General features: G+C 57.2%; 23 protein-coding genes. 9 read left to right on the top strand and 14 right to left on the bottom strand.

What is annotated here, in order from left to right:
- Positions 1 to 50 precede the first annotated feature (50 nt).
- From FJQ55_RS00775 to FJQ55_RS00765, 3 genes are all read left to right on the top strand, one after another.
- Positions 51 to 1,067, top strand: a complete 1,017-nt coding sequence (locus tag FJQ55_RS00775) for a class I SAM-dependent methyltransferase (protein ID WP_140825835.1) — start codon at positions 51 to 53, stop codon at positions 1,065 to 1,067.
- A 116-nt stretch (positions 1,068 to 1,183) separates the two neighbouring features.
- A complete protein-coding gene (locus tag FJQ55_RS00770) occupies positions 1,184 to 2,212 on the top strand; it encodes an AraC family transcriptional regulator (RefSeq protein WP_140825834.1) in 1,029 nt (342 codons plus the stop codon).
- A 201-nt stretch (positions 2,213 to 2,413) separates the two neighbouring features.
- Entirely contained in the window at positions 2,414 to 2,680 is a 267-nt protein-coding gene (locus tag FJQ55_RS00765) for a helix-turn-helix domain-containing protein (protein WP_246084993.1), read from the top strand.
- A gap of 155 nt (positions 2,681 to 2,835) precedes the next feature.
- On the opposite strand, the gene fabB is transcribed toward FJQ55_RS00765, so the two are convergent.
- Complete coding sequence (fabB, locus tag FJQ55_RS00760; RefSeq protein ID WP_140825833.1) at positions 2,836 to 4,059, bottom strand: beta-ketoacyl-ACP synthase I; 1,224 nt, start codon at positions 4,057 to 4,059, stop codon at positions 2,836 to 2,838.
- 43 nt (positions 4,060 to 4,102) lie between these two features.
- A complete protein-coding gene (gene fabA, locus FJQ55_RS00755) occupies positions 4,103 to 4,618 on the bottom strand; it encodes a 3-hydroxyacyl-[acyl-carrier-protein] dehydratase FabA (protein ID WP_113378327.1) in 516 nt (171 codons plus the stop codon).
- A gap of 308 nt (positions 4,619 to 4,926) precedes the next feature.
- On the opposite strand from fabA, the gene irrA reads away from it, so the two are divergent.
- Positions 4,927 to 5,343 (top strand): iron response transcriptional regulator IrrA, encoded by a 417-nt coding sequence (irrA, locus tag FJQ55_RS00750; protein WP_140829019.1) that lies wholly within the window; start codon positions 4,927 to 4,929, stop codon positions 5,341 to 5,343.
- Positions 5,344 to 5,346: 3 nt separating this feature from the next.
- Here irrA and FJQ55_RS00745 read toward each other — a convergent pair whose 3' ends face one another.
- Positions 5,347 to 5,982 carry a trimeric intracellular cation channel family protein gene (locus FJQ55_RS00745; RefSeq protein WP_140825832.1) on the bottom strand — a complete coding sequence of 212 codons (636 nt, stop codon included), beginning with the start codon at positions 5,980 to 5,982 and terminating at the stop codon, positions 5,347 to 5,349.
- 127 nt (positions 5,983 to 6,109) lie between these two features.
- On the opposite strand from FJQ55_RS00745, the gene FJQ55_RS00740 reads away from it, so the two are divergent.
- Complete coding sequence (locus FJQ55_RS00740) at positions 6,110 to 6,583, top strand: hypothetical protein (RefSeq protein WP_140825831.1); 474 nt, start codon at positions 6,110 to 6,112, stop codon at positions 6,581 to 6,583.
- 6 nt (positions 6,584 to 6,589) lie between these two features.
- Here the strand turns inward: FJQ55_RS00740 and FJQ55_RS00735 are convergent, their stop codons facing one another.
- The gene (locus tag FJQ55_RS00735) at positions 6,590 to 7,381 is read right to left on the bottom strand and encodes a YdcF family protein (RefSeq protein ID WP_140825830.1); all 792 of its coding nucleotides are present in this window, start codon (positions 7,379 to 7,381) and stop codon (positions 6,590 to 6,592) included.
- A 145-nt stretch (positions 7,382 to 7,526) separates the two neighbouring features.
- Between FJQ55_RS00735 and FJQ55_RS00730 the strand changes: the two genes are divergently transcribed.
- Positions 7,527 to 7,724: a hypothetical protein gene (locus tag FJQ55_RS00730; RefSeq protein WP_140825829.1), complete on the top strand. Its 198-nt coding sequence runs from the start codon at positions 7,527 to 7,529 to the stop codon at positions 7,722 to 7,724.
- A 231-nt stretch (positions 7,725 to 7,955) separates the two neighbouring features.
- A complete protein-coding gene (locus FJQ55_RS00725) occupies positions 7,956 to 9,326 on the top strand; it encodes a DUF6538 domain-containing protein (protein WP_246084992.1) in 1,371 nt (456 codons plus the stop codon).
- Between the two features lie 52 nt (positions 9,327 to 9,378).
- Here the strand turns inward: FJQ55_RS00725 and FJQ55_RS00720 are convergent, their stop codons facing one another.
- The 6 genes from FJQ55_RS00720 to FJQ55_RS00695 form a co-directional block, all read right to left on the bottom strand.
- Positions 9,379 to 9,975 carry a hypothetical protein gene (locus FJQ55_RS00720; protein WP_140825828.1) on the bottom strand — a complete coding sequence of 199 codons (597 nt, stop codon included), beginning with the start codon at positions 9,973 to 9,975 and terminating at the stop codon, positions 9,379 to 9,381.
- A 23-nt stretch (positions 9,976 to 9,998) separates the two neighbouring features.
- A complete protein-coding gene (locus FJQ55_RS00715; RefSeq protein ID WP_140825827.1) occupies positions 9,999 to 11,069 on the bottom strand; it encodes an HNH endonuclease in 1,071 nt (356 codons plus the stop codon).
- 51 nt (positions 11,070 to 11,120) lie between these two features.
- Positions 11,121 to 11,855: a DUF1380 domain-containing protein gene (locus FJQ55_RS00710; protein ID WP_246084991.1), complete on the bottom strand. Its 735-nt coding sequence runs from the start codon at positions 11,853 to 11,855 to the stop codon at positions 11,121 to 11,123.
- A gap of 721 nt (positions 11,856 to 12,576) precedes the next feature.
- A complete protein-coding gene (locus FJQ55_RS00705) occupies positions 12,577 to 13,914 on the bottom strand; it encodes a hypothetical protein (protein WP_246084989.1) in 1,338 nt (445 codons plus the stop codon).
- A 54-nt stretch (positions 13,915 to 13,968) separates the two neighbouring features.
- Positions 13,969 to 14,676 (bottom strand): hypothetical protein, encoded by a 708-nt coding sequence (locus tag FJQ55_RS00700; RefSeq protein ID WP_246084988.1) that lies wholly within the window; start codon positions 14,674 to 14,676, stop codon positions 13,969 to 13,971.
- A gap of 10 nt (positions 14,677 to 14,686) precedes the next feature.
- Positions 14,687 to 15,184, bottom strand: a complete 498-nt coding sequence (locus tag FJQ55_RS00695; protein ID WP_140825826.1) for a hypothetical protein — start codon at positions 15,182 to 15,184, stop codon at positions 14,687 to 14,689.
- 814 nt (positions 15,185 to 15,998) lie between these two features.
- Between FJQ55_RS00695 and FJQ55_RS00690 the strand changes: the two genes are divergently transcribed.
- Complete coding sequence (locus FJQ55_RS00690; RefSeq protein ID WP_140825825.1) at positions 15,999 to 16,712, top strand: hypothetical protein; 714 nt, start codon at positions 15,999 to 16,001, stop codon at positions 16,710 to 16,712.
- A gap of 51 nt (positions 16,713 to 16,763) precedes the next feature.
- Here FJQ55_RS00690 and FJQ55_RS00685 read toward each other — a convergent pair whose 3' ends face one another.
- Positions 16,764 to 17,345 carry a recombinase family protein gene (locus tag FJQ55_RS00685; RefSeq protein WP_140825824.1) on the bottom strand — a complete coding sequence of 194 codons (582 nt, stop codon included), beginning with the start codon at positions 17,343 to 17,345 and terminating at the stop codon, positions 16,764 to 16,766.
- A 170-nt stretch (positions 17,346 to 17,515) separates the two neighbouring features.
- Between FJQ55_RS00685 and FJQ55_RS00680 the strand changes: the two genes are divergently transcribed.
- The gene (locus FJQ55_RS00680) at positions 17,516 to 18,199 is read left to right on the top strand and encodes a hypothetical protein (RefSeq protein ID WP_246084987.1); all 684 of its coding nucleotides are present in this window, start codon (positions 17,516 to 17,518) and stop codon (positions 18,197 to 18,199) included.
- A gap of 159 nt (positions 18,200 to 18,358) precedes the next feature.
- On the opposite strand, the gene FJQ55_RS00675 is transcribed toward FJQ55_RS00680, so the two are convergent.
- The 3 genes from FJQ55_RS00675 to socA form a co-directional block, all read right to left on the bottom strand.
- Positions 18,359 to 19,825 carry a reverse transcriptase domain-containing protein gene (locus tag FJQ55_RS00675; protein WP_140825822.1) on the bottom strand — a complete coding sequence of 489 codons (1,467 nt, stop codon included), beginning with the start codon at positions 19,823 to 19,825 and terminating at the stop codon, positions 18,359 to 18,361.
- Positions 19,826 to 20,349: 524 nt separating this feature from the next.
- A complete protein-coding gene (socB, locus tag FJQ55_RS00670) occupies positions 20,350 to 21,060 on the bottom strand; it encodes a type VI toxin-antitoxin system SocB family DNA replication inhibitor toxin (protein ID WP_140825821.1) in 711 nt (236 codons plus the stop codon).
- Positions 21,038 to 21,586, bottom strand: coding sequence for a type VI toxin-antitoxin system SocA family antitoxin (gene socA, locus FJQ55_RS00665; protein ID WP_140825820.1), 549 nt, complete (start codon positions 21,584 to 21,586; stop codon positions 21,038 to 21,040). Before socA ends, socB begins: the two co-directional genes overlap by 23 nt.
- Between the last annotated feature and the right edge of the window lie 65 nt (positions 21,587 to 21,651).

The following is a 21,651-nucleotide window of genomic DNA, read 5'->3' as shown; positions in this document are numbered from 1 at the left end:
TTTCGTACGCCCCACAACCCTGCACGTCCGCCCGAAGAGAAGACCAAGCCATGAGCCACGACACGCTGAAGACCCTGTTTCATCCCTTTGCGACCGAGGCCGTTCCGCTACCCGGCGCGGATCAGCGCTTTCTCTTTCTCGGCGCCGAGGCCGGCTTCGCCAAGCCGGAGGGCTTTTTGGCGGAACTCACCGTGGTGCAGGATTTCCGGCCGGAATTCCGCCGGCTGGAGGCGAGCCATCAGAAACCGGTTGCGGTTGTCGACGGCGAGGATTTCGACGGCGCGCTCGTGCTGTGCTCGAAGCACAAGGGCCTGAACGAGGACCATGTTGCCGAGGCGCTGCGGCGGGTGAAGGCCGGCGGCCTGGTGATGATCGCCGGGGCCAAGGAAGAAGGCATTCTGCCGCTGCGCAAGCAGCTTGACCGGCTGGGGCTCGCGCCAGAATCGACGCCGAAATACCACGGCGTCGCCGTGTGGTTCTCCGTTCCTGCCGATACGTCTGCTGCAATCGCGACGCTCGCTGCCAAGACCGTGACGGTCGAGGGGCGCTTCGAAACCAGGGCTGGGCTGTTCTCGCATGCGCATGTCGACGAGGGATCGGAACTGCTGGCGAGCCGTCTGCCGACGGACTTCGACGGCAATGCCGCCGATTTCGGGGCCGGCTGGGGCTATCTCTCGGTGATGCTGGCGGAGGCCTCGCCGCGGACCAACCGCATCGACCTGTTCGAGGCGAGCCATACGGCCCTCGAACATGCCAAGCGCAACCTGGCGCGCAACCATCCCGATCTCACCACCCGCTTCTTCTGGCAGGATCTCGCGGCCGAGCCGACCAAGGAGAAGTACGACCTGGTGATCATGAACCCGCCCTTCCACGAAGGGCATGCGGCCGAGCCGTCGATCGGTGCGGCGATGATCAAGGCGGCTTACGAGGCGCTGCGGAATGGCGGCAACCTGCTGATGGTCGCCAATCGCGGCCTGCCTTACGAGCCGGTGCTGGCGGCGCATTTCAAGCAGCACGGCGAAGTCTGCCGCAACGCGCGCTTCAAGGTGCTGTGGGCGAAGCGCTGAGCAGCGGGAATCTCACGCCGGAGTGATGGCCGAAGCATGGTGGCGCGCTCGACTCGCAATGAACCTTGCCTTACCATTTGATGCCAAGATCTTCCCTTTGCGCGACAGGGAATGGCATGTCCGGGCGGAGCCTCACCGATGAACTGACAACCGTGGCCGGCCTTGCCTCCGCCGTGGTCGTCCATGCGCAATCCTACGGCATTGACATAAACCCCATCTGCAAGGCGCTGGAGATCGATCCGGCCTGTTTCCAGGACATGACGGCGCGTATCAGTCTCGACCGCCTGTGCAGGCTGCTGGAGGCCTGCGCGCTGCTCTCCAACGACGAGGCTTTTGGTGTCACCAGCGTGAAGGCCTATGAGGCGGGATCGACCGGCCCTTTCGGCTATGGCCTGATGTCGGCGCCGACGGGGCTGGATCTCGTGCGCTTCCTCGACCAGCACATCCAATATGTCACCCATACCAGCTATTCGCGGCTGGTGATCGATGTGCAGGGTGCCCATCTGTCATGGACGTTTGCGCCGATCATTGTCAAACGCGACCAGTATGTCGACATGTCCGTTGGGCTGGTGATGCAGCGGGTGCGGGATCTGGCGGGCGCCACGGCAGATCTGGTTGAAGTGGAACTCGAACGGCCGCGACCGCGCAATCTCCAGCCCTTCCGGCATTATCTGTCGAAACGTGTCAACTTTGGTGCAGGGATGAACTGCGTGCATTTTCCGCAGGCCTTTCTGGAGACCCACAATCCGACAGGTGACCGGCGGTTGTTCGAGTTGATGGACCTGCAATGCCGGAGCCTGAGGCCCCCCACGGCTGAATTGCCAAGCGACTTCGTCGATCAGGTTCGACGACATCTTCTGGTGCATGTCTCGCAGGACGACTATCCGCTCTCCGAGATCGCTCCCTATTTCGGCCTGTCGGAGCGAACGTTCCAGCGGCGGCTGGCAGAGCACGGCACGAGCCTGAACGAACTTCGCGACGGCATCCGGCGGGACGTGAGTTACAATCTCCTCACCGAAAGCGAATTGCCCATTTCTGAGATCTGCTACCGGCTGGGCTATTCTGCCCCGAGTGCGTTTACCCGCTCGGTTACGCGCTGGTTTGGCTCGACACCGAGCGAAGTGCGGGAGCGAAAGTCGGCCTAGATGCTCACGGCTTGACATGCGTGGCGGTATGCAGTGTCATTGGGACAGCCTGAGAAGTAAGGTTATCCATGTCGAGCTTTATTAGCGCGCGCCGATAATTTTTTGGCGCTCCGGGTAAACGACATTCTCCTCGGTCTCCATATAACCGCGCTGACGCCATGGCTTGCATGGCATCCTCCCATGGTACTCCCAGCAATGACAATGATGATGACCGATCCCCACAAGGCGCTCGGGCACGAGCCCGGTTTCTCCTTGCTGACCGACAGGGAAATTCGTTGCCTGCAACTCGTCGCCGAAGGCAAGCGGCTGGAGGATGCAGGTAATATCCTCGTGCTGTCACAGGACGATGTGAGCAATGCCCTCGCATCCGCGCAGATCAAGCTCGAGGCGCGCAATCTATTTCATGCTGTCAGCATTGCCATGCTGATGGGCGTGGTAAAGCACACCGATCCTTTTCAACCGAAGTAAGCCGTGTTCGCACGGCTGGCGGACCACTTCGGATGGCGATGGCCTGGCGCGGAAACGTGCCGGGCCTTTTCCGTTATTGATTAAGAACGTTTGCCCCAACGACAATGGGGTAGCCGAAGCCACCCCATTCAAACGTCAGCAAGTGCCCGCTTCCCTCAGCCGTTGTGGCGCTGGAAGACGAGCGTCGCATTGGTGCCGCCGAAGCCGAAGGAGTTCGACAGGACTGTGTCGATCTTGGCGTTGTCGATGCGCTTGCGCACGACCGGCACGCCTTCGAATTCCGGATCGAGTTCGGTGATGTGGGCGCTCTCGCCGATGAACTTCTCCTGCATCATCAGCAGGCCGTAAATCGATTCCTGCACGCCGGCAGCACCCAGCGAGTGGCCGGTCAGCGACTTGGTCGACTGGATGTGCGGGATCTTGTTCCCGAAGACTTCGCGGATTGCGCCGATTTCCTTCGAGTCACCCACCGGCGTCGAGGTGCCGTGCGTGTTGATGTAGTCGACTTCGCCCGTCACGGTGGAAAGTGCCTGGCGCATGCAGCGGATCGCACCTTCGCCCGAGGGAGCGACCATGTCGTAGCCGTCGGAGGTCGCGCCGTAGCCGACGACTTCGGCATAAATCTTGGCGCCGCGGGCCTTGGCATGCTCCAGCTCTTCCAGAACCAGAACGCCTGCGCCGCCAGCGATGACGAAACCGTCACGCGAGACGTCATAGGCGCGCGAGGCCGTTGCGGGCGTGTCGTTGTACTTGGACGACATGGCACCCATGGCGTCGAACAGGCTCGACATCGACCAGTCGAGATCCTCGTGGCCGCCGGCAAAAACCATGTCCTGCTTGCCCCACTGGATCATCTCATAGGCATTGCCGATGCAATGGGCGGAGGTCGAGCAGGCGGACGAGATCGAGTAGTTGACGCCATGCAGCTTGAACCAGGTGGCAAGCGTGGCAGAGGCGGTCGACGACATGGCCTTCGGCACGGCAAACGGGCCGATGCGCTTCGGGCTCTTGTTCTGGCGAACGATATCGGCCGCTTCGACGATCTGCCGGGTCGATGGACCGCCGGAGCCCATGATGATGCCGACGCGCTCGTTCTGCTGGTAATCAGCGTCTTCGAGACCGGCGTCAGCAATCGCCTGCTTCATGGCAACGTGATTCCAGGCGCCGCCCTGGGACAGGAACCGCATGGCACGGCGATCGACCAGTTCGGTCGGATCGAGCGTCGGCTTGCCCCAGACCTGGCACTTGAAACCGTTCTCGGCGAAATCGGGAGAAAAGGTGATGCCCGACTTGGCATCGCGCAGCGACGCCGTGACTTCAGCGGCATCGGCACCGATGGAGGACACAATGCCAAGACCCGTTACTACAACCCGTCTCATCTCTCAGACCTTCTTCATAAACTCAGGTGTGGACGGGGCCGGATCAGGCCGCCTTGTCCTTCGACAGACCGACGCGCAGGTCGGTTGCCTGATAGATAGTTTCGCCGTCGGCCTTTAACCAGCCATCGGCCGTTCCAAGAACGAGACGACCGCGCATGACGCGCTTGAAGTCGATGCCGTATTCGAGGAGTTTCGTGTCCGGGCGGACCATGCCTTTGAACTTTACTTCGCCCGTGGAGAGCGCCATGCCGCGGCCCGGCTCGCCGAGCCAGCCGAGGAAGAAGCCGGTCAGCTGCCACATGCCGTCCAGGCCGAGGCAGCCAGGCATGATCGGGTTGCCCTGGAAGTGGCAGGGGAAATACCAGTCGTCCGGGCGCACGTCGTATTCGGCGCGGATGTAGCCCTTGTCGAAAGCGCCGCCAGTTTCCGAGATATCGGTGATCCGGTGGACCATCAACATGGGCGGCAGGGGGAGCTGGGCGTTGCCGGGACCGAAGAGTTCGCCGCGGCCGCAGGAGAGGATTTCTTCGTAATTGTAGCTGGACTGTCTCGTAACCATCGTTCTTCTTCTTCCCCCCTCTGCTTCTGGTGTCCGGACCCAATAGACCAAGATGGCGCTAAAATGAAGCCTTTCCCGCTGGCAGGTCGCAGACGCGCATTCGTGCCTTCCGCCGGCACCGCCGGTTTTCGTTCCCGTCGCATACAGGAACGAAAAGGCCATCACCAGACCCAAGGAGCCGAAAAAGCGGGTCGCACCATGGCCGCCGGGGCTTGTCCCCACCCAAACTATTGAAACGGCCGGTTTTTGAGGCTATATCGGACGAAAGGCGGCAACACGGCCGCACAAACTGGAGTTCGTCTTTGACGATGGCACCCTGCCAAACCGGCATCGAGCTGAAATTGCGTCGTTCGGGCCTGCGCCCAACGCGGCAGCGCATTGCGCTGGCCGGGCTTCTGTTTGCAAAGGGCGACCGCCATCTGACGGTGGAAGAACTGCATGAGGAAGCGATTGCCGCAGACTTCCCGGTATCACTGGCGACCGTTTACAACACGCTCCACCAGTTCACCGAGGCCGGGCTGATCCGGGTGCTCGCGGTCGAAAGCGCCAAGACCTATTTCGATACGAACGTCTCGGACCATCACCACTTCTTCGTCGAGGGTGAAAACACAGTTCTCGACATCCCCGTGAATAATATTTCCATCGAGAACCTACCGGCACCGCCGGAGGGCATGGAAATTGCGCATGTGGACGTGGTAATCCGTCTTCGCCCCAAACGGGCCTGATCCTTACATCACTTCATCCGGGTGGCGACCGGGCCTGCGCTTGTAGGTCGGGAACGTCCAGCCGAAATAAAGTGCACCGCCGCGGATGATGAAGGCTGCGAGCACGCCAGCGAGCGAGGCGAGATACAGCGGTGCGCCCAGTTCATTCGCTAGCGTAAAGACAGCTGCTCCGGATAGTGCGGCCGTGATGTAGATTTCCGGGCGCAGCAGGACGGAGGGTTCGTTGGCCAGCAGATCGCGGAGCACGCCGCCGAAACTCGCCGTCAGCGTTCCTGTGACGATGGCAATCGTCGGCGAGCCTGTGGCCGCCAGCCCCTTGACCGCACCCATGACGCAATAGGCCGAAAGGCCGATCGCATCGAGCCAGATGAGAAGGCGATACCGCGATTCGACCAGATGGGCGGTAAAGAAAACCAGGGCGCCGACAGCACAGCAGACGAGAATGTAATTGGGATTAAGCACCCAGAAAACTGGCGTACGCCCCAGAACGATATCGCGAACGGTGCCACCGCCGACGCCGGTTGCAACGGCAAAGAAAAGAAAGCCGATCATGTCGAGCTGCTTGCGGGAGGCCGCAAGCGCGCCCGTGGCGGCAAACAGGGCGACGCCGGCATAATCGAGATAAGACAACAGCGACATAGACCCCTCCCCTCGCATCCCTGCCGGACTGCAGGGCTAGATTTGAATCACGCCGTTAACGCCGAGGCAAGCCGCAGGGGCTAGAGTTTCAGCACTTCCAGCGGCCATTTGATTCGGAGCACCGACCGTGTCGTTCCTCAAGCACCTGTTCATTGCTCTGACCGTCGCGCTGTTCGCTTTTCATGCGGCGGCAGAGCAGGAATTGCTGAAAGATCCGGAAATGTACGAGAAGACGCATTACGCCAAGCGCTGCAGCGAGGTGAAATACGGTGCGGGCTTCATCGACCGGATCGACATCAACAATGACGGCATTCCCGACGCGGTGACCAACAGCAGCGAAATCATGTGCGATGGCGTGCGCGGCCCCGACTGCACCGCCGAGGGCTGCCCGTTCAACTTCTACCTTCAGGTCAAGGAGGGTGGGTATTTCATGATCGCCACGGCGCAAATGTATTCCTATGACTTCATCAAGCGCTTCGGCAACATGGTCTTCGTGTTGAAGATGCATCCGCGCTATTGCGAGCGCGACGAAGGAGCGGCCCCTTGCGAAATGACCGTGCGCGTGCGCGGCACGAAATTTCTCACGATCTCTAAAAAGTGACACGCCTCAGGGCGCGGGAAAGACCGCGTCTATGCGGCCGAGCGCCCAATAGGAAGCCAAGCCCAGCCATTCGCGGGTGGCGGTTGCCATCTGCTGGGCGTTCAGCGTCGGCTGGGTGAAATCGAGCGCCAGTGTCACCTTGCCTGAGGTGCGGAAATCCGTCGGCCACGGGGTCACGGCGAGTGCCGCCTTGCGGAACAGGCCGACCGAGCGCGGCATGTGGAAGGCCGAGGTGATCAGCAGACAATCGGAAAGGCCGGCGTCGGAGAGGATCGGGCGACTGTTTTGCGCATTTTCATCCGTATTGCGCGAGGTCGCCTCGGCGACCAGACGCTCGCGTGGCAGACCGAAGGCCGCAAAGAAGCGCAGTGAGGCTGCAGCGTCACCCTCATAGACACCGCTCAGAGACCCGTCGCCGCCGGAAACGAGGATCTTTGCCTGCGGATAACGGAAGGCCAGCCGCAGCGCCTCGACGAAGCGGTCGGCCGACTGGTTGAGCTCGATTCCCCCCCTCGCCGTCGTCACCTCGGTTTCGAAAGCACCGCCCAGCACGATGATGCAGGCGACATTGGGAGGATCCTGAGCCGAGCGGGGAAAGCGGGCTTCGAGTGCCTGCAGGAGATAGGAGCCTGTGGTGGTGTACAGCGTGGCGAAAAGCATCAGCAGGGCTGCCGAAAGCAGGATGACCGCAGCGCGGCGCCAACGCAGGAGAAGCAGCAGGAGCGCGAAAAGGGCAAGGAAGAAGACCAGCGACAGGGGCTGGGCCGCCATCCAGACAAGTTTCGACAGCACGAACATGAATTCATCCTTCCCCTTACGGTGGGCAGACCGATACCGGCTCAGCCTCGCCCGACTTCCGCAACGTCAGCTTCGCTCAAGCAGGCGTTACTAAACCCTCCTCCCACTGTCATCATATGAGTTCGAATTTCTTGAGGAGGGGACCTTGCGCTTCGCCATCGACACCGTGGACGATTCCGGCAATGACCGCATCTATATCGGTACGCCGATCGGCATCACCGAAAACGCGCTGCGCCTTAAACTGCGCGAAGGCGAAGTGAAGCTCGAGATCCGCAAGATCATCGACTGGTTCCAGATCGACCGGAGCGAGAACGGGGAAAAGGTGGAGTTGTTTCCCCGGTGAGAGGCAGGCGGGTCGGTGGACCCGCGATTGGCGACAGAACGGATTAAACTCCGGCAACCAATAACTTAAGACCCGCACCGGTCTTACCAGCAGATGTTCTAGAAAATTTTGGTGGAGCTAAGCGGGGGACAACCCTCCCTAAGAAATTTTGCTTGTAAGTCAAATTATTGTTGAAATTCAGGCTCCCCCGGGACTAGATTTGGGTACTTTGTTGGGTACTCGGAGGCGTTTTTGGCCCTCACATCTGATCGCATGTTTTTGGAGCTCCATGGCAACCAGTGGCGCGTTGTAGTGAACGTACCGAAAAAGCTGCGTGCGGAACTGGGCACCAAACTGAAAAAATCACTCGGGACAGACAGCCTCAAAGAAGCGAACCGGCTCAAGTGGGATGTCATAGCCGAACTCAAAGCGACCATCTCGCAGGCGGAAAATCCATCGCTCTCTCTAGAGAGTGCTCGATTGATGAGCCGAGAGCAGGCTATGCAGCGGGCTATTCGATTTGCCGAGCAGCGCAAGAGTGTGTTCGATCCGGGGCAGCGGGACCAGATTGATGAGGAGATCGATTGGCAGGCAGAGTCTCTCGCAGGCCGGCCCATCGCCACCGACGAGGACGACCATGAAGTTTTCGACCCGGAACGCTTGCGCCTAGCTAAGGATTTCTCTCAGCTAGCGCGTGGGGACAGAACACCGATCGACCTCTATCATGAGAAGTTCCTGGGGATGTCGCATGTCAAGGCTCGCACGCTGGCAGACGACAAGCGAGCAATAAAGCTACTGAAGGATTGGTGCAGCAAAGCAGGTGTTCCGCCGCATCTTCAGGCGCTGACCAAGAAGGAGGCCGTTCGGTTTTGCGATGAGCTTCCAAAGGTTGCCGCCAATCTGACACCCGTCACTCTCAACAAATACGTCAGTCGCCTTTCTGTCTATTGGACCTGGCTGGAGAACCGGCACGAAGTCGAGTCCAACATCTGGCAAGGACGGCGTCTGCGTGAGCCTCAGCAGACCACCGACCAACGAGAGCGGCCGTTCACCGACGATGAGGTCAAGGTATTGCTTGGCGGCCCCGCTGAGCCCGAAATGGATGACCTCATGAGGATCGCCGCCCTTTCCGGAGCCCGCTTGGATGCCATTGTGTGCCTTAAGGTGAAAGACTGCCGCGATGACGGGGTATTCGTATTTAAGCCCCAAAAGAAAGAGCCCGGTCCCCGTCTCTGCCCCATTCACCCTGACCTAACCGCCATCATCGAGCGGAGGAAAAAGGGCAAGGCACCCGAAGACGATATCTTCCCTGAATGGCCCGGCGTCAAGAAGTCCACCTCGCTGCGTGAGCGCTCGTTCAAGACGTCGAACGATTTTACCGCATATCGCCGCAGCGTTGGCGTGGACGATAGGCGAGAGGGCAAACGCAGGGGGCTTGTCAACTTTCACAGCTTCCGCCGCTGGTTTATCACCAAAGCTGAGCAGGCGGGACAGCCGGAAAGCACCATCGCCGTTGTGGTAGGACACAAGCGGCAAGGGATGACATTTGGGGTTTACTCAGGAGGACCACTACTTGAGCAGGCACGCCAGTGCGTAGAGGCTGTGGTGCTTCCTAACCCATAGGTGCGCAGTGCCGCGTACATTAGATCTGCATGAGACCCAAGTGGAAATTCTATCACAGGGATCTAAGATTGGTGCTTTCAGGAAGGCGTTGCTCTTCGCGAAGCAGCAAGCATCGAAGCGCGCGGAAAGCGGGGACGAAGGCGTCATCAAAGGAAAAAGAATGCCAGTCAATGCTTGAGCGAGCGCCAATTTGATCTTGGTGCAACTTGTCTCTCACGCTCTTGACGCAATCAACAAGAGTGTCGAGCGAATCCTCTCCGCTAGGGTCGAACTTTGAAACCAGAGAAGGTTTCCACTGGAAAGGTGCTACACGGTTCCCTTCCGAGCCATCCAGTCCGTTCTCACGAAGCCAGAGCGCGGAACCTATGCCTTCAAGTACCGAGAAAACGCCCACACAGAACTCGAAGTTCATTATGTGGAGGTAAGGCTCAAATAGCACGGATGGGCCCATTCCACGTCGCGCATGTGGGATAATCAAAGCCGCCTTTAACTCCAACCCGACAAGGACATGCTTGAGATTGGAAACTAGCCGCTGCTGGACTTCGTCATCCAAACCTTCAGGCAAAGACCTTCGGATCCATCGCTGCCAATCGGAGGAATTCGATTTGTTGACATATCCGCTGGTGGGTTCTGAAGTAATGTAAAACATAATGCCGTCCGATTAGTTATTCATTATAATGATGCGGAAAGGCCGAGCGCAAGTTTTCGATGAAGAACGCGGTGGCAATTCGCGCAGATGCATTTGAGGTCATCCAAGCTGGTTTTGTGGCCGGGCGCCATATTCTCCACGTGTGTGCGATGGTGATGAACTTCGATGCATGCGGACCCAGCTTCTGGGCCGTAACGTTCGACAGGATCAAGAGTGCAGTCCTCACAAAAGAGCCGTCCGTGCTCAGCAATGAATGCATCTCGCTTTTCTTTTGCCAACCCAGAAGCCCTTTCACGCAGCAAGTGAGTGACGATCCTCGGATTGCCTTCAATCCAAACGCGCTCCTCTTGGGTCGGCACGAAATCGACAAGCTGTGCCTTAACTAGGTCTGCATCGGGCTTCGGTCTGCTGACTCCCTCCTTTTTGGGCACGATCCAAAGACCGGCTTCCTCCAATAGCTCGAAACACACCTGCCCCCATCCAGCGCTAAAGTGCCCAGGGAAGGCTTCTATTCCCAGCGCTTCCTCAATGGCCAGACCGAAAACCTTCTTGGGAGCGAGGGGAGTGCCATTGCCGGTCAAAGCGTCATAGTCACGCGAGGCCGCGAAATTGGGAGCGTCACCCCCGCCAAGAAGCTTTTGAACGGCATTATGGATGTGGGTGGTGGTAATCTTTCTCAATTCGCTGGCAGGCAGGCGACTGATGGTGGGTTTGCTGACAATGATTTCACGTAACCTTATCTGTGACGTGCCTGGGGTTTCAATAAAAAGCCGCCTCCACGCGCCATGGCTGGAACTGCCCGCATTCATTGCTCGAACAAGTTCGTCAAATCGCGAGCCGACGGGCGACAAGCGATCAAAGGCAAGTTCGCGCTCAGCTAGATCAACCCTCTGAACCGGGCGACTATCGAGGTAAATTCGGTAGGCAACTTGGCCGTGGTCGAGTCGGCTCATTAACAATTCGAGTGCTGCGCGGTAATCTCGGTTGCGGTCGGTCCCACTACGGCTGTGCAGAATAATCCCAAGGTCATGCAACTCAACTTTAGCATTGAGGTGCGCGCCATCATCAGTGACGAGAATCAATTGGTCAGACATTACGCAAGGTTGAGCAGCAATTTCGCTGGCTGTCTAGCTACAACGCCTGGACTATACCAGGCTAGCAATTAGTTCCAAAATTCTCTTGGCGATATGCTCAAGGCCGGTGCCAAGTGCCTCTTCAGTCTTCTTCTTAGCTGTGCGCACGGCAATCTCTTTGGCGACACGGGCGGTCTTCTTCAAAAGTCCGGGTTCGACCATAGGAGCTCTAAGCACAGCAAGAGCAGTCTCCAGGATTGCGATAAGCTGCGCGCGCTCGATGTCAGTCAGCGCCGCCTGATCCTGGGGCAAGTTCGTGGTTCTGGCGAGCAGGACCGCCTCGTCAAGCAGTTCAGATACATCGCTGATGATTTGCTTCGCACGTGATCCTTGCTTCACATAGACCCATTGCTCGGTCCAAACCTGAATTGGTTGGGGAGGATGTGCGTCTATTGCCTGTTGAATTAGGCGATCTAGGTCCTGATGCTCAGCTGGCAATTGGTCACCGCCAAACTCGCTCTCCAACGTTCGAAGATAGCTCCGAGTCCTCGATAGAGCGGCTATCATCACGGGAGCCCTAAGCTTAGCGTCAATGTTTTTAAGTTTGTTCACTACAGACTGGTTGATCCCAATGCTGTGGAGCACTCCATTCAGATCCAAATCCACGTAAACCGAATACGCCTCAGGGATGTACGTCATGGGCATAAGCTTGTCGTGAAGATTTGCGGCCTTCAGCCTGCTGAGGCTTCGCTCAACACCGTCCAACATCTCATGGATTTCTTCGAGAGAGAAACTGGGATCAATCAACTTGCGACCATCGTGATGAGGTTTGTTCCTTTTTGATGCGCGACATACTAGGGTTGATCCCGTAAGCAGCAAGAGGATCTAGTGGCAGAACGGAAGTAAACAAAAATATCCTTACGGTCGCTTCGAAGCCTGGGGGCCGCTGCAAATCGCGTACCAGCAAGCGCCCGTATCCTCGCTCTCCTGCCACCCCGGCGCACAGAGGACGACCCTGCGGAACTTCGCGTTACACAAGCCATGATTGGCGAGCAGGCGCGGATCATCCATGAACCACCGCCTGAGGTCTTTGCTTCTGGTCCACTTCGGGACGGCCTTCCAATCGGCTTCGCCGCCAGTTTCGCTTAGCGGCCCTATCGCGCATGACTTCCAGTTGGAGAACACAATGGGCTGATCGCAGGCATAGGTATTTGGTGCACCGGCAAGGGTCAGCAACGCAAGTCCAAATAGCACCTTCTTGCGAATGTTAGGCCCCATACTCCCTCCTCTCCACGCTCGCTGGCAGTCATTAGGCCAGACTTTAGGGCCACTGTCGGCAGATGCAAGGAATGGCTCGGGTGGCATATAATGATGTTGGATCACCTATCACTCATCTGTTCCCCAAGAGTAGGCTCCTGAGGACCACTCACTCAGACGGCTTCAAGTTGGTTACTTGGATTCAACCCTCAAGTAACCTTCATGCGGCTTGGGGCCCGCCCCTAAGCTGACGGTGATGATAGGGCCTACTTCAGTGGCGATTGTCTCTATGGGCCAGCCCCAGAGCGCCATAGTGGGGAGTTATTTGTGAGGGCAGTTCAATTGGCTTTTCGGCTATAGGAAGCGGTCGGCCAACCTTTCGTGCGCTAACATTCGCCATGATTTCGATGGCCAATTCCTTTTGACTGGCTGCCACCATGATCCCATCGTGCATCGGCAACGCGGCCACGCCCTTCGCGGCCAGTCCCAAGAGGATGCCGACAAGTATTTCGCTTTCGAGCGCCATCAACTCAAAGCCGACATTGGTATTGAAGAGCGTGGCGATAGCTGGGTGGAGAGACGTCGCAGCACCCTTAAAGCGCTCCATGGTCCATCCCTCGGGCAAAGCCCCCTTACTGCCAGAAGGCAGCCGTCGCGCCTCAACGTTTCGGAAGAATAGAGAGACCATCAGGGATTTGACGACTTTGCGATGCGCCTCCAGGCCGGGGATTGCGTACAGGTCGCCGCTTGGCGGCTCGGCTCCTTGGCGGCAATAAGCGAGGTGAATGAACATGGATGCGAAGTCCAGATCCACCACCTGCTCCCCACCGATCGTAAGCCGATAGCGTTGGTCTTTCGGAAGGTCTTCCCAGAAGCCGCCGTAAAGCCTTCCGTGGCGGTCGAATCTGACAGGCGCTTGAGGGCTATCAATGCGGAACTTTCGCACGAGTTGAATAGGGCCGGTTGGGTGACCGCCAAGGCGGATGTCGGCAGCGTTGAGGACCGCGTCAATCTGCTCCATTTCGGCCCTCAGCCCATCGGCTTCGCGGCAATCCGCATAGTCAACCGCCGTCTTGTCCCCGCTTCTTCTGCTTCCCGCCCACAGTTCGATTGTCTCACGGCCCTTGAGGTGATGGAGATCGGCAATCGACACGCCATGCTTAGTAACTATTTGCAGGAAAGACGGGGTCGGGGCGACTACTGTCCGCCGCTCCCTGAAGATTGCCTGCTCGACCGCGACGAGGCCCGCCTGCTCCAACTCCTCAATGATTATCCTCAAGACGTCAGCGTTGAAATCTCTCCGGTCGTATCGCGTGAGCTTTCCGTTTCCAAGCGGTACGGCCAAGCCGACGTACTGAGATGGACTGAGTGCAGCCTTCACAAGGTTAGCTACGACCGTCCTCAAGCAGAGCTTGCGCCGCTCAACTGCGTCAATTCGGGGCTTTCTTCCTTGTGTAATGATCGGGGGCGGAAGCTGTTCAAACATGAGGTCAGCCAATGCCCTGAAGTCATCGCCACGGGCGACAATCCATGGGTCATAATACAGGACATACGGCAGGGCCTTTTGGTGCGCTTCTTTTCCTTTAAGACGCAAGACAAGCTCCAACATGTGCGTCCCCACCCCCGCTAGGAGATCAAACGGCGGTGAGGACTTTGTTGTTGACTAGGACGCCTTAGCAAGAGGCGGGTGAGATGGGTGGGGACCGAAGCGCTCAGTACGGATTGCTATCACCTCGGGCACTGCTGCACGGGCTAGCTCGTCGCATGCCTTTTCCAGCGTCTTCCCGATTTTCCTCAGGACATGCCCGGAAGAGCGAGGGTAGGCGTGAAGCTCAGTCCGCCGAACCGCGCCCGAGTACGGGTCCCAAGCATCCCACTTGCGGTGAGTGCCGCTGGCGAGCCTGTGAACGGCCTTCGCAGCTTGAACGATGCGGAATTCTCGGCTGCGGTGACTACCAAAATCATCCTCGATGAGAGTGGCGACACCCAAATAGATGGCGATGAGCCGCCGCGTGGGAATATCCGCCGCCCTTATGCGCGCAAAAGCGACGCGAGCGCGGTACTCCGCCGACTGACCTCGCAGATTCATCGCAGGGGCCACCCGCCCCGCTCCAGCCATGAAATGCTCAAGTTCCCAATACGCGCCGCGATAGGTCGCGTCCTCTCGATTATGGTCCATCCAGCGTTCGGCGCTCTTGATGTACGGCTGGAGCTCAGAAGCCCTATAGGTGCCGTGCCAGTGCGAGCCGTGCCTCGCTTTGAATTGAGCGTGATAGCGACAATGATTTAGCCCCGATCCGCTATTAGGGATCTTCACTACCGCCCGCACACATCCCGGTATCGCGCAGTTTGCGGCTGTAACGATGCTCATTGGGGGCCCCTCATCCATGACTGGAACTCGTGGTGCTAGCCGGAGCATGGAGAGCAGCCTTAGCTAAACGTTCAACATCTCTCAGCGCCGTTTTCTCGAAATCCCCATCCGGCTCGCGAAAGGTCACGTGAAAATGCGTCGCCCAAACGGCGTCTACCAGCCACGTCTCAATGTTGTCCTGCGCTTTCGTTTCGCCCGTCATGGCCTTCTCAAACAGGCTGTTTTCGGCATTACCGAATCGAACCTGCATATTGGGCTTGCGGACAATTACCTCGACCGGTGGCCTTGTGTTGGCAACGGCATCTGAAACTTCCGCCCATAGGTAGTTACAAGCATCGTCCAGCCCTTTGGCATACATCGCCTGGACCTCGGCCTCTCGACTGGTTGATTGAAGGAATTTCTCAACTCCTTTGCCGACAATGCGAAGCGCGTAGCTGGCATTGACCTTGCTGTCGCCTCCGTGAGAACCCGACGCCGTGGCCGAAATAAAAATCCGATAAGCTTCCATTTGTGACTTTGTTCTCCGTTAAACTTAAGAACAGATGAGATTGAAGCCAACTACGGTCAAGGGTATGGTTTTTCACACTATTTCCAATGTCCTTAGGGCGAGGACATTTTAATCCATTCGGAATCATGAGGTTAGCCGTAGAATTTTTTTCCTCTGTCAATTCGCTTTTTAGATTCGGATGGAACTTGCGGCCTCTCTCGGCCCAAGATAGTCATGTCATGAGCGCAGACGCGGCACTCCGGGGCGTGGAAACCCTGAACTCGGCGGTATGGTCCCCACCGGAAGGGAGATCGATCCTTGACCTTCTCTAGGTCGGGGAGCCTGTGGCGTATGTCCAGGTTCACCGAACTAAAGGCTTCAGGGACCGACCGAGTCGGTTTTCCAACTCCCCGATCAAGGGGTCATGGAGGCTATGCTTGCGGGAAGCGTACCGCAGGCCAGAGCCCCAGGGGGAGCCACCGGTGGAAGACAGTTCAACGTCAAACGGACCAGACACAGGCGCCGAAGTCGCGCCTAGTTGGGACAAAGCCCGGATGACATTATCCCCGTTTGCGATAGTCGCTTTGAGCTGCCTCGGGACGTTTATCGGCTTGGCCCTAATCCTTAATTCCACCCGTTTTGGGTCGATTGGTCGATATCAGTTTGTGGGCTCAAGCTCGGGCCAGATGGTCGTACGTATGGACACAACAACCGGTGAACTTTCGGCCTGCTTCGGGTTTGGTCCGAAATCGCCGCAATGTCTTCCATGGGCCCATAGCACGCGACCGTTCAAGACGGACCCACCTTCGCAGGCAAGTCAACGGGGAGATGGCCAGTGAAGACCCCAAACTTACCGTTACTTGCGGGGCTCTGCCTATTTGCGCTGGCCTCATGCTCCAGCGATGAACAAGCGAGCCGGAAGGGTGCGTGCGCTGAATATGTTAAACTGGAGGTCCTCGCACAGGAGGATCTGGATCGCTGCATCACCGAACAGCAGACCTTTAGGGCCGCAGCGCTCAAGCTCGTAGCTAGGGTGACGGAAAATGCCTATCCCATTTTGGTTGAGACCGTGCGGCGGACTACAGCCTCAGCAACGAGAATTAACCGCACCGAATACCCCGAGCTTGCCTCTGAAGTTTCCCAACTCCCGGCGGTAACGGACGGAAATAAGATGCCGCCCCACTTCGTCGTCTCTCTGGAGCACGTAACCTTCGATCCCCCAGCCGAACAGGATGGCGTTGTCCGCAGCGAATGGCAGGTAAACGGGCTTCGCAAAGATACCTCGGATGACTTTTGGACGCTCGATATTTCAGGCATCGGTCCGCATGATTTCGAGGATGCCGAGGACATCTGCTCCATGCTCGCCTACTCCGACTCTCTCCCAGGCTGTAGCGCGAGGGTCTTTGTGGATGTTGCCCCTGGCATTATCCCGCAGATGCCCGAACTGAAGGTGATGGCGATTGAGTTCATCGCCCCGACGGTTGATCAAGCGCGGCAGATATTCCTCGAAAGCGAGATGGCCCGATGGCCGCCGAAGCCCACTAGCTAGGGCTGGCCTCGTTGGGAGCTAATGCGTCTTTCAATATGGAGGTTATTTGGTCTAGCGCGCCTCAGCGGCCTCCCCCTGAGCCCCGCCCAATGCCCTATACACGGTAGCCTTGCTCAGCCCGGTGGCCTTCATGATGTCCTTGATGAGCTTGCCTTCGGCCCGCATGCGTCGGATTTCAGAGACCACATCATCGGTGGCTTGAGGCTTTCTGCCGAACCGGGTGCCATCAGCCTTAGCTTTCGCAATGCCATCCATCTGCCGCTCTCTGCGCAGCTCGGTCTCGAACTCAGCGAACACCGCCAGCATCTGCAAGAGAGCCCGGCCTTCAGGTGTCGCGGTGTCGATGCTTTGGTCTAGCACCCGGAGAGCAACCTCCTTAGCTTTCAGCTCATTCACGATGGTGAGTAGATCAACGGCAGATCGAGCAAGGCGGTCAATCTTGGTGATTATGAAGAGGTCGCCCTTACGGACAAAGCGCATAGCCTCCCGCAGTGCTGGTCTTGCGCTGTCGAGTCCAGAGCGCTTTTCCTCAAACACGTGATCTGCCTGTACGCCCGCTCTGAGCACTGCATCGCGCTGGACCTCAAGGCTCTGCCCCACAGATGATACGCGGATGTAAGCAACCATCGCCATGTCTCAATACCTCTAAGACGTTTCAATTCTCACTATATGAGACATGAAATGAGACACGTCAAGTAGGCATTAAGAGACAGGCTCACTGCCTAAACTTTTTGAGACGTTGCCGGATCGCTTGCGCACGCGTGGCACTTGGTCAATGGTGCTCGCGGGACGGTGAGGATGGGATGTTAGAGCTTTTCGGCGCGTTGGCTGGTGACTACATGGCAGGTACCGGTTTACCGCTTACCTCGACAGTGCCCGCCGCTGGCGCTCTGACTCTTCGTGCTTTGCTAGAGAAACGTACCCGCAGGGCCAGAGACACCCTCCTCGCTGAAATCCGCCTTGGTCATAGATCAATTGATTTTCATGATGCAGACGAGGCTGCCGCGATTATCTATCGATACATGCGAGCTGCCGAAGAGGGGGCCGCACGGCTGAACCTGCGGCTTTTGGCGGCTGTCATCGTGGGCAGCGCAAAGGGACCCGGACTCTATGCTGACGAGTTTTTGCGGTGGGCAGACATATTGGCAGGCCTGAAGCGCGAGGAGGTCATTACTTTGGGCGTAATGCAGAGGCTGGCAGACCAGGAGCCACCGCTAGTAACCGCCGGCATGGCACCAACACTTCTATACTGGCTAAACTGCACTGCAGTCCTCCAGAGCGATTACGGGATCGAAAGCAACGTGGCAACCGCAATGGCCCATGCCCTGCTCCGGACAGGCCTAGTGCAACTGGTTTCGGGTTCTATGGAGACAGTAGTCGTTCCAGCACCAACCCACGAGCTTTCCTCGTTGTCGATCTTACTTGAAATTGAGGGCATTATCTCAAGGGAGGAAACGGCGAGTGTCGTTGAGCCTGAGGAACGATAGCTTGCTTGGGGGCGCCTGCACCTGTTGCTTGCGGTAGGCACAGCGGTGGGCACGGGGGGAACGGTCGCTTCACCTCCTCCTAGGTCACCTCTCATATACGTGACCCCTGGTGTACTCAAGGGAATGCGGAGAACTAGAAGCCGCCATGGGCCCCACCATCTACGCCTTCTTTTCCAAGGCTCTTTTCACATGGTTCCTCATATTTCGCCGATAGTTGCGGAGCTGCTTGAAAATCGGGAGTCCGAGGGGTGCCGTGATGCTTGCTGCCTTTGTGGCATACGTCCAGAAAGTCCAATTCTTGACGTTGTCAGCCTTAGACTCGAAGTCGTGGACACGGCCGTATCGTTGAAGAAAGCTACTTAAGTTGATATCGGCAAGAATGTCGCTTGAAGATTTGGTGGGGTAGCGATGGACCAGCGCATGCGCTAGCCGTTTTGCGCTTAATGAAGCTTTTCTCTGGAGGCCGCTGAGTGTGCTGTCTCTAAGGAAAATGCTTTCTCCATCGTATCGGAAACCTAAATACTCAATCCCATTCTTGCCTTGCTCGCCCATAACTCGGGTCCAGGTTTGGTTTCCGCCAGTTCCCCAATATTGAAACACCGCTGACTTTTCGGCCTTGATTTGAAGTTTCGGACCGTGGCGGACGATTTCTTGACGGACCCAAGCCTCAAGGTCAGTCGCGGCATCTGCCTCGATTGGCGCAATAATGAGAATGTCGTCCGAATATCGGAAGTAGGTCCCCCCAAGCTCTCTGACCTTACTGGCTACAGCGCTGTCAAACTCCATGAGGTAGAAATTTGCGAGAAGATCCGAGATAGGAGAGCCCTGGGGAATGCCATAAGGTTTGCGGTGAACTTGAATGAGGGAACGATGACCATTGCCCCCCGCAATTTTCTGGCGGAATTCGGTCCCGTTACACAGCTGTAGTGGAATTTCAGCCTCCTCCACTAAGAACCCTTTGATAGGGGTGCCATCTCTGGAGACGTGCTTTTCGCCCCAAAATCCAAGGCGCTCGTAAAGCATCTCTCGATCTATCACCGAATACTGAGTCATTGCCTTGAAGACCGCATAGTGATCGGGTGGCAGGCGATCGACTTTCAGTAAGTCGCACCACCGAGCTCGGAGCATCCCATGATCGATACTTTCGAAGAAGCTGCTGACATCAAGGGCGATTGCGCTACAGTTACCGAGTTTTCTGATTGCGTTCACTGCATCTAGCGCGAAGTGAATATTGCACTTGCCACCACCACCTGGGTTAACAATGCGGCGGTAAGCGAGAACACAGTCCTCGAGGTTGAGCTCCTTTAGCTTAGCCTCAAAGGGAACTGAAAGCAGGTGGCGGTAATAGCTGAAGATATAAGCGTCGGCCCGAGCTGCGAAGCGAATAGGGCGCTCCTTGACTTTACCCTTCGTGCCTTTTGCGGCGAATTTAGTCCACCTTTGGTGGTACAAGATGAACGGATAGAAGGTGTGAGCCGCCACCCTCACGGGATCTGAGGCGAGAGCCCGAGCCTCTGTCTCAGCGATAAAAGAGTCGAAGTGGGGATACATTTTTGGCTTGAAAGCCCATTCGCCTGAATCAGACGAGCGAGAGGGAGCAAGGTGACCATGTGCCTTTATAGTCATAACCTTGCTCCGCACCGTTTGGTGTGTAAGGCACTTCTTCGATGTAATCGTCTATATTGTCAGTATGCTAACAAGCATATGGCATCGTCGTCATCATAAGGAAATCCTAATGGACATCATTATAAATATTCTCGGAAACCTTGACAGTTTCAACTAAAACTCTGCCGCCTCCAGTCCGAAGACCATCGCGCCAGATGCGAACCATTTGCGGATCGTGAGTATATGTAGGAGATACGGGCTTCAAATTGCAAGCCCCTAGGGTTGCAAAAGACACCTGCGTGCTTGCGAGTGGGAACCGCGCGAGCGTCGTCTTCCGTTCGCTGCATAGTGCGTGCACCGCTTCTGGGTCTACGCTCTTCAAGAACATATGCCGCCGTCCTGCTTACTCTCCGTCGCGCGCCCTTAGTGAAAGCAAAGATAGTCTCGATAAAAACTATAGCGCAGGCGGGGCAGAGACCGCTCACTACCCACGCTGCATGCTGTCCGCGTCACAATAGACTTGCGTGATGGTCCGCCGGCTGCCCCTACAGGAAACCTCCCGTGCCAGTGCGCTTACTCCGGGCCTCGGCTGTACGCTCTTCATACACCTCCTGCCATATGCGATAAGTAGAGGCCACCATACTTTCCAGTTCGTCCAGCGAGTAGAGGCTTATACCCTCATCACTGAAGAACCGAACTGAGCGACCACCCTCGTCATCTTCGAAGCGGATGATCCCAAGGTTGATGTCTGCGAAGTCTTCATCAGCCGCCCGGATGCGTTCATGCATCATGGAGAATGCGAAGCGCCGCCCCAGTTGCGTAAGGCCCTTCGACCTGCGGGGGTCAATGAAGATGGCATAAGGCTTGGAATCCAGTGCCAGCACCATAGGAAGCCAGAATGTCACCTTCTTCCCCACGCCCATCGGCATCGGAAAGAAATCATGATGCCTGCCCTTGATGCTCCTGGACGTTGCGTAGTCGTAAAGTGCCTTGCCGATCTGGAGGTTATTTCGAAGCTCCGCACCGGCTTTACAGGCCTTCGTGAGTTGAGATTCGAGCGCAGCCCACGGTGTAGGAGATACGGGCCCGAACATACCGAGCTGCACATTGAAAATGTCACTGAACGCCAACCGAACGGGCTTGTATGAGAACGTTGAGAAGCCGCTCTTCATCTGTCTGAGTGCCGAGCGCTTCATGTCGTCCGAAAGAGGACCAAGCCGCGCCAAGTCGGTGTCAGGCAAGAGGGGTATCGTCAAACGGCTCTCCCGATACTGGTTCTAAACCTACCGATACCTTATGGAATCGGAATCGATCTACAATCACAGTATCCTGGATTCGCAAGCCGAACGCAACTTCCGTGCGTGCCTTTGCCACAACGTACTCCCATGGCGAGTCTTTGGCGTGTGCAAGGTCCACCAAGCGGCCTGCGGGCATTTTGCCGTAGGTCAGCAACACCTGCCTCAACAGGTCCACGACGTGGCAGTCTTCAGGCGTTACGATCTGCCGCCGCTCGCCTGTCAAAGGATCCTGGGCAACCGCCCTGAAATCTATCGGTCCCCTGCCCGCTTGCTTGAATGCCTTATATGCTGCGGGATGAACCGGCCCATATTGCCAAGCCTCGAAGTAACCGGACACAAGCGGGGTTTTGGTCCGCACAAGATAGATTCCGTGCGCAAAGTAGAGAAGTTTCTGGAGGATGATATGAGAAACACCAATGTCTAGACGATCTGCTTCGTCCAGCATCAAATTCGCTACAGCCCGTGGGTCGTATCCCCGGCTCATGACATAATGCTCATCTCTCCGATGCCCGGCTTAGAAGTCTCGCCTGGTGTGAATCGAAAAGCTAC

Source organism: Rhizobium glycinendophyticum (assembly GCF_006443685.1).
GTDB classification, from domain to species: Bacteria; Pseudomonadota; Alphaproteobacteria; order Rhizobiales; family Rhizobiaceae; genus Allorhizobium; species Allorhizobium glycinendophyticum.
This window is presented reverse-complemented; position numbering and strand designations above follow the sequence as displayed.